Origin of the sequence: Nitratireductor sp. ZSWI3, assembly GCF_024655565.1 — a bacterium.
GTDB lineage: Bacteria > Pseudomonadota > Alphaproteobacteria > Rhizobiales > Rhizobiaceae > Nitratireductor.
Genome location: NZ_JANKOF010000015.1, coordinates 12,910 through 26,468, shown reverse-complemented (window position 1 = coordinate 26,468; position 13,559 = coordinate 12,910). Strand labels below are relative to the sequence as shown.

Here is a 13,559-nt window from a genome sequence, read left to right as displayed (position 1 = left end):
CAAGCGGACAGCGACCATGGCAAAACTGAAAGTCGACGGCACGGAGATCGAGGTTCCCGATCACTACACGCTGCTGCAGGCCGCCGAGGAGGCGGGCGCGGAGGTGCCGCGCTTCTGTTTCCATGAGCGCCTGTCGATCGCCGGCAACTGCCGTATGTGCCTTGTCGAGGTGAAGGGCGGGCCGCCCAAGCCGGCCGCCTCCTGCGCCATGGGCGTGCGCGACCTGCGCCCCGGCCCCAACGGCGAGCCGCCGGAGATCTTCACCAACACGCCGATGGTCAAGAAGGCCCGCGAGGGCGTGATGGAGTTCCTGCTCATCAACCATCCGCTCGATTGCCCGATCTGCGATCAGGGCGGCGAATGCGACCTGCAGGACCAGGCGATGGCCTTCGGCGTCGATTCCTCGCGCTACCACGAGAACAAGCGCGCGGTGGAAGACAAATACATCGGCCCGCTCGTCAAGACGATCATGACGCGCTGCATCCACTGCACGCGCTGCGTCCGCTTCACCACTGAAATCGCTGGCATTTCCGAGCTTGGCCTGATCGGCCGCGGCGAGGATGCCGAGATCACCACCTATCTCGAGCAGGCGATGACATCGGAGCTCCAGGGCAACGTCATCGACCTGTGCCCGGTCGGTGCGCTGACCTCCAAGCCCTATGCCTTTCAGGCGCGCCCGTGGGAGCTCGGCAAGACCCAGTCCATCGACGTGATGGATGCCGTCGGTTCGGCCATCCGCGTCGACACGCGTGGCCGCGAGGTGATGCGCATCATGCCGCGCGTCAACGAAGCGGTGAACGAGGAGTGGATTTCCGACAAGACCCGCTTCATCTGGGACGGCTTGCGCACCCAGCGCCTCGACCGCCCCTATGTGAAGAAGGGCAAGCGCCTGCAGCCGGCCACCTGGGCGGAGGCGTTCGACGCGGTCGCCAAGGCCGTCGCCAAGGCGGCACCGGAGAAGATCGGTGCCATCGCCGGCGACCTGGCGAGCGTCGAGGAGATGTACGCGCTCAAGAAGCTGATGCAGTCGCTAGGCTCGCCCAATTACGATTGCCGCCAGGACGGAACCGTCCTCGACCCGGCGTTCGGCCGCGCCGGCTACGTCTTCAACCCGACCATCGAGGGCATCGAGGATGCCGACGCGCTGCTGATCATTGGCGCCAATCCGCGCTTCGAGGCCTCGGTGCTCAACGCGCGCATCCGCAAGCGCTGGCGCGCCGGCGATTTCCCGATCGGCGTCATCGGCGAGATGGGCGACCTGCGCTACGACTACGAGCTGCTGGGCGCCGGACCGGAGACGCTCAAGGAATTGGTCGACGGTTCGGCAAGGTTCGCCTCCGTCCTAAAGAAGGCCAAGCGGCCGATGATCATCGTCGGCCAGGGCGCTCTGACGCGCCCCGACGGGGCAGCCGTCCTCGGCCTTGCCGCCAGGCTGGCCGAAAGCGTCAAGGCCGTCTCGGCCGAGTGGAACGGCTTTGCCGTGCTGCACACGGCGGCCAGCCGCGTCGGCGGCCTCGACCTCGGCTTCGTGCCTGAAAAGGGCGGCAAGGACGTGAAGGGCATGGTGGGTGCCATGGACGTGCTTTTCCTGCTCGGCGCCGACGAGATCGACATGAACGCCGTCGGCGACGCCTTCACGGTCTATATCGGCACGCATGGAGACGCCGGCGCGCACCGCGCCGACGTCATCCTGCCGGCCGCCGCCTACACGGAAAAATCCGCCACCTACGTCAACACCGAGGGGCGGGTGCAGATGACCAACCGCGCCGGCTTCGCGCCGGGCGAGGCGAAGGAGGATTGGGCCATCCTGCGCGCCCTGTCGGACGTGCTGGGCCACAAGCTGCCCTTCGATTCGCTCAACGCGTTGCGCACCGCGCTCTATGCGGAGCACAGGCATTTCGCTGCGGTCGATGCGATCGCCCCGGCGGACGCGGCGGCCATCGGCAACCTTGCCAAGCTTGGCGGACGGCTCACCAAGGCTCCCTTCACCTCGGCGGTGAGGGACTTCTACCTCACCAACCCGATCGCGCGCGCTTCCGCCGTCATGGCCGAATGCTCGGCGCTGGCGCGGGGCGAACTGAAACAGGCGGCCGAGTAGACGCATGGAAACCATCTTCGCAACCTACGTCCTTCCCGGGCTGCTGATCCTCCTGAAGTCGGTGGCGGCGATCGTCGTCCTTCTGATCTTCGTCGCCTACATCCTTTATGCCGACCGCAAGATCTGGGCGGCGGTGCAGCTGCGCCGCGGCCCCAACGTCGTGGGCCCGTGGGGACTGTTCCAGGCGTTCGCCGATCTCTTCAAGTTCGTCTTCAAGGAGCCGGTCATCCCGTCGGGCGCCAACAAGGGCGTGTTCCTGCTGGCGCCGGTGGTGGCCGCGGTGCTCGCCATTTCCGCCTGGGCGGTGATTCCGGTCAGCGAGGGCTGGGCGATCGCCGACGTCAACATCGGCATCCTCTACGTCTTCGCCATCGCCTCGCTGGAAGTCTATGGCGTGATCATGGGCGGCTGGGCGTCGAACTCGAAATATCCGTTCCTCGGCGCCTTGCGTTCCGCCGCGCAGATGGTCTCCTACGAGGTCTCCATCGGTTTCGTCATCGTGACGGTGCTCCTGACGGTCGGCTCGCTCAACCTGACCGACATCGTTCTGTCGCAGGGCGACGGGCTCGGCACCATGCTCGGCCTGCCGAACACCTTCCTCGACTGGAACTGGCTCGCCCTGTTCCCGATGTTCATCGTGTTCTTCATCTCGGCGCTCGCCGAGACCAACCGCCCGCCTTTCGACCTCGTGGAAGCCGAATCGGAACTCGTCGCCGGTCACATGATCGAATATTCCTCGACGCCGTTCCTGCTCTTCTTCCTGGGCGAGTATGTCGCCATCGTCCTGATGTGCGCGCTGACCACCATCCTGTTCCTGGGTGGTTGGCTGCCGCCCTTCGACTTCGCTCCCTTCACCTGGGTGCCGGGCGTCATCTGGTTCGTCCTCAAGGTGTGCATGGTGTTCTTCATGTTCGCCCTGGTGAAGTCCTTCGTGCCGCGCTACCGCTACGATCAGCTCATGCGGCTTGGCTGGAAGGTGTTCCTGCCGTTGTCGCTGTTCATGGTCGTCGCCACGGCGGCGTTCCTGAAGTTCGCGGGGCTTGCATGATCATGACGATGCCCGTTTTCGCCACGCGCGCCGGAGAATAGTGATGTCTGCGCTCGCTCAAGCAGCCAAATCCTTGCTTCTGAAAGAATTCGTCGGAGCCGTCGTGCTCTCCATGCGCCAGTTCTTCGCCCCCAAGGCGACGCTGAACTATCCGCATGAGAAGGGGCCGGTCAGCCCGCGCTTCCGCGGCGAACATGCGCTGCGCCGTTATCCCAACGGCGAGGAGCGCTGCATCGCCTGCAAGCTGTGCGAGGCGATCTGCCCGGCGCAGGCCATCACCATCGAGGCCGGCCCGCGCCGCAACGACGGCACGCGCCGTACGGTGCGCTACGACATCGACATGGTGAAGTGCATCTATTGCGGCTTCTGCCAGGAGGCCTGTCCGGTCGATGCCATCGTCGAGGGACCGAATTTCGAGTTCGCGACGGAAACGCGCGAGGAGCTTTACTACGACAAGGAAAAGCTGCTCGCCAATGGCGACCGCTGGGAGCGGGAGCTGGCGCGCAACATAGCTTTGGACGCACCGTACAGGTGATATCGACAGGAGTGGACGGGGGCAGGGCGCTCGTCTAAACACACGGCAAATCTGCGGCCCGGTGGGACGCAGGATCGAACCGGGACGCTGCGTCCCGGCCAGGCTAGGTACCGAGGGAACCATGCTGACAGGACTTGAGGCGATCTTCTTCTATCTCTTCGCCTTCCTAACCGTCGCGGCGGCCTTTATGGTCATTTCCGCGCGCAATCCCGTGCACTCGGTGCTCTATCTGATCGTCGCCTTCTTCAACGCGGCCGGCCTGTTCCTCTTGACGGGGGCCGAGTTCGTCGCCTTCATCATGCTGGTCGTCTATGTCGGCGCGGTCGCGGTGCTCTTCCTGTTCGTCGTCATGATGCTCGACGTCGACTTCGCCGAGCTGAAGCAGGGCGCGCTGCAATATGCGCCGGTCGGCGCGCTGGTCGGCATCATCCTGGCCGCCGAGCTGGTGGTGGTGCTGGGCGGCTATGCCTTCGCGCCGGACCTTGCCGGCGACGTCGCCAAGCCGGCGCCGCCGATCGCCGTGCGCCACAACACGGCGGCGCTCGGCGACATCCTCTACACGGATTACATCCACTACTTCCAGATCGCCGGCATGGTGCTGCTGGTCGCCATGATCGGCGCCATCGTGCTGACGCTGCGGCACAAGGCGGGGGTCAAGCGCCAGGACATCTCCGCACAGGTCGCGCGCACGCCCGAAACGGCGATCGAGATCAGGAAAGTCGAAACGGGCGAGGGAATCTGACCATGCTGGAAATCGGCATCGCACACTATCTGACCGTCTCGGCGATCATGTTCACGCTCGGCGTGTTCGGCATCTTCCTGAACCGCAAGAACGTCATCATCATCCTGATGTCGGTGGAGCTGATCCTGCTTGCGGTGAACCTGAACTTCGTCGCCTTCTCATCGGTGCTCGGCGATCTGGTCGGGCAGGTCTTCGCCCTTTTCGTTCTCACCGTCGCGGCGGCGGAAGCCGCGATCGGCCTTGCCATCCTCGTCGTCTTCTTCCGCAACCGCGGCACCATCGCCGTCGAAGACATCAACATGATGAAGGGCTGAGAGCCGGACCATGTATCAAGCGATCGTTTTCCTTCCGCTTGTCGGATTTCTGATTGCCGGTCTCTTCGGCCGCTCCATCGGCGCGAAGGCGTCCGAGCTCATCACCTCGGGCTTCCTGGTGATCGCCGCGCTGCTGTCCTGGGTTGCCTTCTTCGGTGTGGCGCTGGGCGAGGGCGAGGCCTTCACCGTGCCGGTGCTGCGCTTCATCGCCTCGGGCAATCTGGACGTCTCCTGGGCCTTCCGGATCGACACGCTGACGGCGGTCATGCTGGTGGTGGTCAACACCGTGTCGGCGCTGGTGCACATCTACTCCATCGGCTACATGCACCATGACCCGCATCGGCCGCGCTTCTTCGCCTATCTGTCGCTGTTCACCTTCGCCATGCTCATGCTGGTGACGTCCGACAATCTGGTGCAGATGTTCTTCGGCTGGGAGGGCGTCGGCCTTGCCTCCTATCTGCTGATCGGCTTCTGGTACAAGAAGCCCTCGGCCAATGCCGCCGCCATCAAGGCCTTCGTCGTCAACCGCGTCGGCGACTTCGGCTTCCTGCTCGGCATCTTCGGCCTGTTCATGCTGTTCGGCTCGGTCAATTTCGGCACGATCTTCGCCAATGCGGCGACCTATCTGCCGGCCGAGGGAGCGGAGGCGGGCGAGGCGGTGCTGACCTTCCTCGGCTATTCGCTCGACAAGGGCGGCGCCCTGACGGTCATCTGCCTGCTGCTGTTCATGGGCGCCATGGGCAAGTCGGCCCAGGTGCCGCTGCACACCTGGCTGCCGGACGCCATGGAGGGCCCGACCCCGGTGTCCGCGCTCATCCATGCGGCGACCATGGTCACCGCCGGCGTCTTCATGGTGGCGCGCCTGTCGCCGGTCTTCGAGCTGTCGCACACGGCGCTCACCGTCGTCACCTTCGTCGGCGCCTTCACGGCCTTCTTCGCCGCCACGGTCGGCCTTGTGCAGAACGACATCAAGCGCGTCATCGCCTATTCCACCTGCTCGCAGCTTGGCTACATGTTCGTGGCGCTCGGCACGGGCTTCTACAGCGCGGCGATCTTCCACCTCTTCACACACGCCTTCTTCAAGGCGCTGCTGTTCCTGGGCTCCGGCTCGGTCATCCATGCCGTCTCCGACGAGCAGGACATGCGCAAGATGGGCGGCCTGCGGAAGCTGATCCCGCAGACCTACTGGATGATGGTCATCGGCACGATCGCGCTCACCGGCGTCGGCATTCCGATGACGGTCATCGGCACCGCCGGCTTTTTCTCGAAGGACGCGATCATCGAGGGGGCCTTCGTCGCCGAGAATTATTTCGCGACCTTCGCTTTCATCCTTTTGACGGTCGCTGCGGTGTTCACCAGCTTCTACTCCTGGCGCTTGATCTTCATGACCTTCCACGGCAAGCCGCGCGCCTCGGCCGACGTCATGCACCATGTGCACGAATCGCCGCTCGTCATGCTCGTGCCGCTGTTCATCCTGGCGGCGGGCGCGCTCTTCGCCGGCTTCCTCTTCGAAGGGTTCTTCGTCGGTCACGAATACGAGCATTTCTGGAAGGGCGCGCTGTTCACCCTGCCGGACAACCACATGCTCGAGGAGTTCCACCACGTCCCGGTCTGGGTGAAGCTGGCGCCGTTCGTCGCCATGCTCGCCGGCCTCTACGTGGCCTGGCTGTTCTACATCCGCTCGCCGGAGCGGCCGAAGGCGCTGGCCCGCCAGTTCAGCGGTCTCTACGCCTTCCTGCTCAACAAGTGGTATTTTGACGAACTCTACGACTTCCTGTTCGTGCGTCCGGCCAAGCGCCTCGGCTACTTCCTGTGGAAGAAGGGCGACGGCGCGGTCATCGACGGCCTCGGTCCGGACGGCGTCTCGGCCCGGGTGGTGGGCGTCACCAACCGGATCGTCAAGCTGCAGAGCGGCTATCTCTATCACTATGCCTTCGCCATGCTCATCGGCGTTGCGGCTCTCGTTACCTGGATGATGCTTGGAGGCACGTTCTAAGCCATGACCGACTGGCCCATTCTTTCCACGGTCACCTTCCTGCCGCTGGTCGGTGCGTTCCTCATCCTGCTGATCCGCGAGGACGGCAATGGCGCGCGCCGGAACATCCGCAACGTGGCGCTGTTGACGACGGTCTTCACCTTCGTGCTGTCGCTGTTCATCTGGGTGGGCTTCGATGCCACCACGCCCGGTTTCCAGATGGTCGAGAAGCGGGATTGGCTCGATTCCGGCATCTCCTACCATATGGGCGTCGACGGCATCTCGATGCTGTTCGTCATCCTGACGACCTTCCTGATGCCGTTGTGCATCCTGGCGAGCTGGGAAGCGGTGGACAAGCGCGTCAAGGAATACATGATCGCGTTCCTGATCCTGGAAACGCTCATGATCGGCGTGTTCTGCGCGCTTGACATCGTGCTGTTCTACGTCTTCTTCGAGGCTGGCCTCATCCCGATGTTCATCATCATCGGCGTGTGGGGCGGCAAGCGGCGCGTCTATGCGAGTTTCAAGTTCTTCCTCTACACGCTGCTCGGCTCGGTGCTGATGCTGCTCGCCGTGATGGCGATGTACTGGCAGTCCGGCACCACCGACATCACGACGCTGCTCACCCATGTCTTCCCGACCGGTATGCAATACTGGTTGTGGGTTGCCTTCTTCGCGTCCTTCGCCGTCAAGATGCCCATGTGGCCGGTCCACACCTGGCTTCCCGACGCGCATGTCGAGGCGCCGACCGCCGGCTCGGTGATCCTGGCGGGCATCCTCCTGAAGATGGGCGGCTACGGCTTCCTGCGCTTTTCGCTGCCGATGTTCCCGGTCGCCTCGATGGATCTGGCGCCCCTGATCTTCACGCTCTCCGTCGTCGCCATCATCTACACCTCGCTGGTGGCGCTCATGCAGGAGGACATCAAGAAGCTGATCGCCTATTCGTCGGTGGCCCATATGGGCTTCGTCACCATGGGCATCTTCGCTCTCAACCAGCAGGGCGTGCAGGGCGCCATCTTCCAGATGCTGTCGCACGGCCTCGTCTCGGGCGCGCTGTTCCTGTGCGTCGGCGTGATCTACGACCGCATGCACACCCGCGAGATCGCCGCCTATGGCGGCCTTGTCAACAACATGCCGAAATACGCGGCGGTGTTCATGATCTTCACCATGGCCAATGTCGGCCTGCCGGGCACCAGCGGCTTCGTCGGTGAATTCCTGACGCTTCTGGCCGTGTTCGAGGTCAACACCTGGGTGGCGCTGTTCGCGGCCACGGGCGTCATCCTGTCGGCCGCCTACGCCCTGTGGCTCTATCGCCGGGTGATCTTCGGCGCGCTCACCAAGGAGAGCCTGAAGAGCCTGCTGGACCTTTCGACCCGCGAGAAGCTGATCCTCTATCCGCTGGTGGCGCTGGTCATCTTCTTCGGCATCTATCCGGCGCCCATCCTCGATGCGACCGCGGTCTCGGTCGAAGCGCTTGTCAACAATATCCCGCTCGCGGCCGACGCGGCGCGGGAAGCGGCCATGGCCGCGGCAAAGTAAACGGACGAAACGAAATGACGCCTGATCTGACGATAAGCCTGATCCTTGCCGTGCCGGAGCTGCTTCTGGCTGTGGGCGCCATGGCGCTCCTCATGGTCGGCGTCTTCTCGGGGGAGCGCGCCAACGCGACGGTGACCGGCCTTGCCGTGGCGCTGCTCGTCGGCGTGATCGCGCTGATGGTCATCTTCCCCTCCGACGGCCGCGCCTTCGGCGGTGCCTTCGTCAGCGATCCGTTCGCCCGTTTCATGAAGATCCTGACGGTGATCGGCTCGGTCGTCACCCTCATCATGTCGGTCGGCTTCGCCAAGGCGGAGAAATTCGACAAGTTCGAGTATCCGGTGCTCGTCATGCTGTCGACGCTGGGCATGATGCTGATGGTGTCGGCCAACGACATGATTGCGCTCTATCTCGGTCTCGAGCTGCAGTCGCTGGCACTTTACGTGATCGCCGCGATCAACCGTGACAGCGCGCGCTCCACGGAAGCGGGCCTCAAATATTTCGTCCTCGGCGCCCTGTCGTCCGGCATGATGCTCTACGGCATCTCGCTGGTCTATGGTTACACGGGCAACACCGGCTTCGACGTCATCGCCGCCTCGCTTTCGGGGGCGGAGCGCCAGCTCGGCCTGGTCTTCGGCCTGGTGTTCGTGCTTGCCGGCCTCGCCTTTAAGATTTCGGCCGTTCCCTTCCACATGTGGACGCCCGACGTCTATGAGGGTGCACCGACGCCGGTGACCGCTTTCTTCGCTGCCGCGCCCAAGATGGCCGCGATGGCGCTTCTCGTACGCGTGACCATGGGGGCCTTCGAGCCGATCGCCCTCGACTGGCAGCAGATCGTCGTCTTCATCTCCATCGCCTCGATGGGCCTCGGCGCCTTCGCCGCGATCGGCCAGCGCAACATCAAGCGCCTGATGGCCTATTCCTCGATCGGTCACATGGGCTATGCGCTGGTCGGGCTTGCCGCCAATTCCGAGGCCGGCGTGCGCGGCGTTGCGATCTACATGCTGATCTATCTGGCGATGACGCTCGGCACCTTCGCCGTGATCCTGGCCATGCGCCGGCATGAGGGCAATGTCGAGCAGATCGACGACCTGGCGGGCCTGTCGGCCACCAATCCGATGATGGCCACCATCATGACCATCATGATGTTCTCGCTGGCCGGCATTCCGCCGCTCGCTGGTTTCTGGGGGAAATGGTACGTGTTTCTCGCCGCGATCAACGCCGGGCTTTACACCCTTGCCGTGATCGGCGTGCTCGCCTCGGTGGTCGGCGCCTATTACTATCTGCGCGTCATCAAGATCATGTGGTTCGACGAGCCCGCCGGCGGTTTTCAGCCGATGGCCGGGGAGTTGCGCCTGGTGATGCTCCTGTCCGGCGCCTTCGTGCTTTTCTACGTCCTGATCGGCGGACCGGTCGGGCGGATTGCCGAGGCTGCCGCCAAGACGTTCTTCTGATCTGATGGGATTTCGCCTGGCGCCGTCCGCCACCGCCGCGGGCTATCGGCTTGAGGCACATGAAAGCGTCGGCTCCACCAACGTGATTGCCCTCGAGCGGGCGCGCGAGGGGGACCCGGGCAATCTGTGGATCACCGCCTCGCAGCAGGTGAGCGGCAAGGGACGGCGCGGGCGCCAATGGGCGACGCCGCCCGGAAATCTCGCCGCCACCCTGCTGATGACCGGCCGCTTCGAGCCCGCGACGGCGGCCACGCTCGGCTTCGTGGCGGGGCTTTCCATGTCCGATGCACTGGCTGCGGCGGCACCGGATGCGCGCATCGCGGTCGCAGCCGACGGCGGCACGGTGACACGCGGGCGCTTCGAGCTGAAGTGGCCCAACGACGTGCTGGCCGGCGGAGCGAAGATTTCCGGCATCCTGCTTGAATCCAGCCTTTTGCCGGACGGGCGCTTCGCCATCGCGATCGGCATCGGTGTGAACGTCGTCTCCCATCCGCAGGACGTTCCCTATCCGGCGACGTCGCTGAGAGAGCTCGGCTACAAGGGGGATGCGGGAGACCTCTTTCTTGCGCTTTCGGACGCCTGGGTCGATAACATCCGCCTCTGGAATGGCGGGCGCGGCCTTCAGGCGATCCGCGAGCGCTGGCTGCAGCGTGCCGCCGGTCTCGGCGCGCCCGTGTCCATCCGCGTTGACGGCCGCGTCGTGCGCGGCACTTTCGAGACCATCGACGAAGCCTGCTGCTTCGTGATCCGCGAGGCGGATGGTTCGCTGCTGAGGGTCGCTGCCGGCGACGTTCATTTCGGCGCCGTTGCTTCGGCGCAAACTGATTGAGAGAAAGGGAACCCATGGCGCGTTCCAGCACCAGGAAACCGGCCGGCGAGGCCGAACTCGTCTTTTGCCCGTTGGGCGGTGTCGGCGAGATCGGCATGAATTTCGGCCTCTACGGCTTTGGCCGGGCCGGCAAGCGCGAATGGATCATCGTCGATTGCGGCGTGACGTTCCCCGGACCGGAACTGCCCGGCGTCGAGCTCGTGCTGCCAGATGTAAGCTTCATCGAGAGCGAGCTGGAAAACCTGCGCGGCATGGTCATCACCCACGCCCATGAGGACCATTATGGCGCCGTGCTCGACCTTTGGCCGCGGCTGAAGACGGACGTGTGGATGACGCCGTTCGCCGCCGGGCTTCTGGAGGCCAAGCGCCAGTCCGAAAGCAACGCGCCGCAGGTGCCGGTTCGCATCTTCCGCGCCGGCGAGACCTTCGAGGTCGGGCCGTTCCGCATCGAAGCCGTCGCCGTCGCCCACTCGATCCCCGAGCCCGTCTCGCTCGCCATCACCACGCCGCTCGGCACCGTGGTGCACACCGGTGACTGGAAGATCGACCAGGCGCCGGCGATCGGCCCGAAGACCGACGAGGCGCGGTTCCGCGCCATCGGCGATCAGGGCGTTCTGGCGCTGGTCTGCGATTCCACCAACGCCATGCGCGAAGGCGAGTCGCCAACCGAGGAAGCCGTCGGCGAGGGGCTGCGGGAGGTGATCGCCGCCGCCAAGGGCCGTGTCGCCGTCACCACTTTCTCCTCCAATGTGGGGCGCATCCGCTCGATCGCCGAGGCGACCCGTGATGCCGGGCGCGAGCTCGTGGTGCTCGGCCGCTCGCTGAAGCGCGTCATCGACGTCGCCGGCGAGCTCGGTTATCTCGACGGCCTTCCCGCTGTCCTCGACGAAGAGGAGTTCCAGCTTGTCCCGCGCGACAAGGTGGTGATCCTGTGCACCGGCAGCCAGGGCGAGGGCAGGGCGGCGCTCGCCAAGCTCTCCCGCGACGAGATGCGCAACGTTGCGCTGACGGCCGGCGATACGGTCGTCTTCTCCTCACGCGTCATCCCGGGCAACGAGAAGGCCATTCTCGAGATCAAGAATCTGCTGATCGAGCAGGGCATAAGGATCATCGAGGACGACGACGCGCTGGTGCACGTTTCCGGCCATCCGCGGCGCAGCGAGCTGAAGCGCATGTACAGCTGGACACGGCCGCAGATCCTCGTGCCGGTGCATGGCGAGGCGGCCCATCTGGTGGCCCAGGGCTCGCTCGGCGCGATGGAGGGCATTCCGCAGGTGGCGCAGGTGCGCAACGGCGACATGCTGCGCCTGGCGCCCGGCCCGGCCGAGATCGTCGGCGAGGTGCCGCACGGACGCTATTTCAAGGACGGCCGCCTGATCGGTTCCGACGAGGAGATGGGCATCCGCGACCGGCGCAAGCTTTCCTTCGCCGGTCACGTCGCGGTCAACATCGTCCTCGACGACCGCAGCGAGCTGGACGGCGATCCCGACATCGTCGCCATCGGCGTCGCCGAGGCCGACGAGAGCGGCACGCTTCTCGAGGACATCATGCTGGAAGCGGCGGTCGGCGCCGTGCGCAGCATCCCGCGGGCGCGCCGCAAGGATCTCGACCTGGTCTCTGAAGCTGCCCGGCGCGCCGTGCGTAACGCGGCCAACGCTGCCTGGGGCAAAAAGCCCATTGTGACCGTCTTCGTCACGCAATAAGCAAGGGGCATCGAGGCCGTCATCCGGTCAGGGCTTATGGAAGAGCAGGGCTCATGCTTGGACGATTGAACCATGTGGCGATCGCGGTGCCGGACCTTGGCAAGGCGGCCGCCCTTTATCGCGACACGCTCGGCGCCACCGTCTCGGCGCCGCAGGCCTTGCCGGAGCACGGCGTCACCGTGGTCTTCGTCGAGCTCGGCAACACCAAGGTCGAGCTCCTGGAGCCCCTCGGCGAAGCGTCCCCGATCGCCGCCTTTCTCGCCAGGAATGCCGATGGCGGCATGCATCACCTCTGCTACGAGGTGGATGACATCATGGCGGCGCGCGACCGTCTGAAGGCGGTGGGTGCCCGCGTGCTCGGCGATGGCGAGCCGAAGATCGGCGCCCATGGCAAGCCGGTCCTCTTCCTTCACCCGAAGGATTTTGCCGGCACGCTGGTCGAGCTCGAACAGGTCTGAGGACAGAATGGGCTGGGTTTCACTTTTCGCCGTCTTCTTCATCATCTGGTGGACGGTTCTGTTTGCGACGCTTCCCTTCGGCCTGCGCACCCAGGACGAGGAGGACGACGTGACGCTGGGCACCACGGCCAGCGCGCCGCGCGGCCCGCACATGCTGCGCGCCGTGATCCGCACCACGCTCGTGTCGCTGGTCATTTTCGGGCTGCTGTATTTCCTGACGCGCGGCCTCGGCCTGTCCTTCGACGACATTCCGCGCATCGTGCCGAAATTCGATTGATCGGCGGCCGGCGGCAAGGCCGGCGAGAGCATTACGCATGCCACGCGCCGTCGACGTGCGGGGAGGGTTCGCCGGCTCGCGAAGGGCTTGTGCTTTGCTGCAATGACGCAAAAAAAAATGCAAGGCCCGAGGCCTTGCTAACTCAACGCGTCCGATCCTTAACCGTATCAACGTCGGCGGCTGCGGGTAACCGCGCCTGGACCGCATCCTCCCAAGACTTTGACCGCGTAACGAGGATGAATTTGGCTCCACCCTCTTGTTATGGGAGCGCACCTTAGATCAAGTTGAGACGAATTGTCACGAGGAAAATTGGCTTTGAAGCGCATTGTTATCGCTCATTGCGGGCCTCGGCCTCTCGAGCGGGATGAGGAAAAGTGCGAAGCGGTTTTCCGCCGCATCCCGCTCAATTTTTTTTGGAATCGATCGCGTTTATGACTTTGGATTGATTCAATCCAAAGTCATCGCGATCCAGTCGGCTGGGGCAAGACCCGCTTCCCTTGGAATAGCGGCCCATTCGACCGGTCACGCGGGTTTTCAATCCCTTGCGAAATGGTTAAGAAGCCGGGCTTGGGCAGCATGTCTGCCTGATT

Annotated in this window: 12 protein-coding genes; all 12 read left to right on the top strand. The window is 64.5% G+C overall.

Annotation, left to right across the window (positions count from 1 at the left end):
• Window positions 1-16: 16 nt before the first annotated feature.
• Window positions 17-2,098, top strand: a complete 2,082-nt coding sequence (nuoG, locus tag NUU27_RS07405; protein WP_257761444.1) for an NADH-quinone oxidoreductase subunit NuoG — start codon at window positions 17-19, stop codon at window positions 2,096-2,098.
• Between the two features lie 4 nt (window positions 2,099-2,102).
• On the top strand, window positions 2,103-3,146 hold the full coding sequence (gene nuoH / locus NUU27_RS07400) for an NADH-quinone oxidoreductase subunit NuoH (protein WP_257761443.1): 1,044 nt from the start codon (window positions 2,103-2,105) through the stop codon (window positions 3,144-3,146).
• Window positions 3,147-3,189: 43 nt separating this feature from the next.
• Entirely contained in the window at window positions 3,190-3,681 is a 492-nt protein-coding gene (gene nuoI, locus NUU27_RS07395; protein WP_257761442.1) for an NADH-quinone oxidoreductase subunit NuoI, read from the top strand.
• A 121-nt stretch (window positions 3,682-3,802) separates the two neighbouring features.
• Window positions 3,803-4,423: an NADH-quinone oxidoreductase subunit J gene (locus tag NUU27_RS07390; RefSeq protein WP_257761441.1), complete on the top strand. Its 621-nt coding sequence runs from the start codon at window positions 3,803-3,805 to the stop codon at window positions 4,421-4,423.
• A 5-nt stretch (window positions 4,424-4,428) separates the two neighbouring features.
• Complete coding sequence (nuoK, locus tag NUU27_RS07385; RefSeq protein WP_257761485.1) at window positions 4,429-4,737, top strand: NADH-quinone oxidoreductase subunit NuoK; 309 nt, start codon at window positions 4,429-4,431, stop codon at window positions 4,735-4,737.
• A 10-nt stretch (window positions 4,738-4,747) separates the two neighbouring features.
• A complete protein-coding gene (gene nuoL / locus NUU27_RS07380) occupies window positions 4,748-6,733 on the top strand; it encodes an NADH-quinone oxidoreductase subunit L (protein ID WP_257761440.1) in 1,986 nt (661 codons plus the stop codon).
• 3 nt (window positions 6,734-6,736) lie between these two features.
• Window positions 6,737-8,251 (top strand): NADH-quinone oxidoreductase subunit M, encoded by a 1,515-nt coding sequence (locus NUU27_RS07375; protein ID WP_257761439.1) that lies wholly within the window; start codon window positions 6,737-6,739, stop codon window positions 8,249-8,251.
• 14 nt (window positions 8,252-8,265) lie between these two features.
• Window positions 8,266-9,702, top strand: coding sequence for an NADH-quinone oxidoreductase subunit NuoN (gene nuoN / locus NUU27_RS07370; RefSeq protein WP_257761438.1), 1,437 nt, complete (start codon window positions 8,266-8,268; stop codon window positions 9,700-9,702).
• A gap of 4 nt (window positions 9,703-9,706) precedes the next feature.
• Entirely contained in the window at window positions 9,707-10,531 is an 825-nt protein-coding gene (locus NUU27_RS07365; RefSeq protein ID WP_257761437.1) for a biotin--[acetyl-CoA-carboxylase] ligase, read from the top strand.
• A 14-nt stretch (window positions 10,532-10,545) separates the two neighbouring features.
• Window positions 10,546-12,234 (top strand): ribonuclease J, encoded by a 1,689-nt coding sequence (locus NUU27_RS07360; RefSeq protein WP_257761436.1) that lies wholly within the window; start codon window positions 10,546-10,548, stop codon window positions 12,232-12,234.
• Window positions 12,235-12,287: 53 nt separating this feature from the next.
• Complete coding sequence (gene mce / locus NUU27_RS07355; RefSeq protein ID WP_257761435.1) at window positions 12,288-12,692, top strand: methylmalonyl-CoA epimerase; 405 nt, start codon at window positions 12,288-12,290, stop codon at window positions 12,690-12,692.
• A 7-nt stretch (window positions 12,693-12,699) separates the two neighbouring features.
• Complete coding sequence (locus NUU27_RS07350; protein WP_257761434.1) at window positions 12,700-12,969, top strand: DUF1467 family protein; 270 nt, start codon at window positions 12,700-12,702, stop codon at window positions 12,967-12,969.
• The last annotated feature ends 590 nt before the right edge of the window (window positions 12,970-13,559 follow it).

Coding starts and splice junctions, on each gene's coding strand:
- mce (WP_257761435.1), top strand. CDS start 12,288: ATGCTTGGACGATTGAACCATGTGGCGATCGCGGTGCCGGACCTTGGC.
- nuoH (WP_257761443.1), top strand. CDS start 2,103: ATGGAAACCATCTTCGCAACCTACGTCCTTCCCGGGCTGCTGATCCTC.
- NUU27_RS07365 (WP_257761437.1), top strand. CDS start 9,707: ATGGGATTTCGCCTGGCGCCGTCCGCCACCGCCGCGGGCTATCGGCTT.
- NUU27_RS07350 (WP_257761434.1), top strand. CDS start 12,700: ATGGGCTGGGTTTCACTTTTCGCCGTCTTCTTCATCATCTGGTGGACG.
- NUU27_RS07375 (WP_257761439.1), top strand. CDS start 6,737: ATGACCGACTGGCCCATTCTTTCCACGGTCACCTTCCTGCCGCTGGTC.
- NUU27_RS07390 (WP_257761441.1), top strand. CDS start 3,803: ATGCTGACAGGACTTGAGGCGATCTTCTTCTATCTCTTCGCCTTCCTA.
- nuoL (WP_257761440.1), top strand. CDS start 4,748: ATGTATCAAGCGATCGTTTTCCTTCCGCTTGTCGGATTTCTGATTGCC.
- NUU27_RS07360 (WP_257761436.1), top strand. CDS start 10,546: ATGGCGCGTTCCAGCACCAGGAAACCGGCCGGCGAGGCCGAACTCGTC.
- nuoI (WP_257761442.1), top strand. CDS start 3,190: ATGTCTGCGCTCGCTCAAGCAGCCAAATCCTTGCTTCTGAAAGAATTC.
- nuoG (WP_257761444.1), top strand. CDS start 17: ATGGCAAAACTGAAAGTCGACGGCACGGAGATCGAGGTTCCCGATCAC.
- nuoN (WP_257761438.1), top strand. CDS start 8,266: ATGACGCCTGATCTGACGATAAGCCTGATCCTTGCCGTGCCGGAGCTG.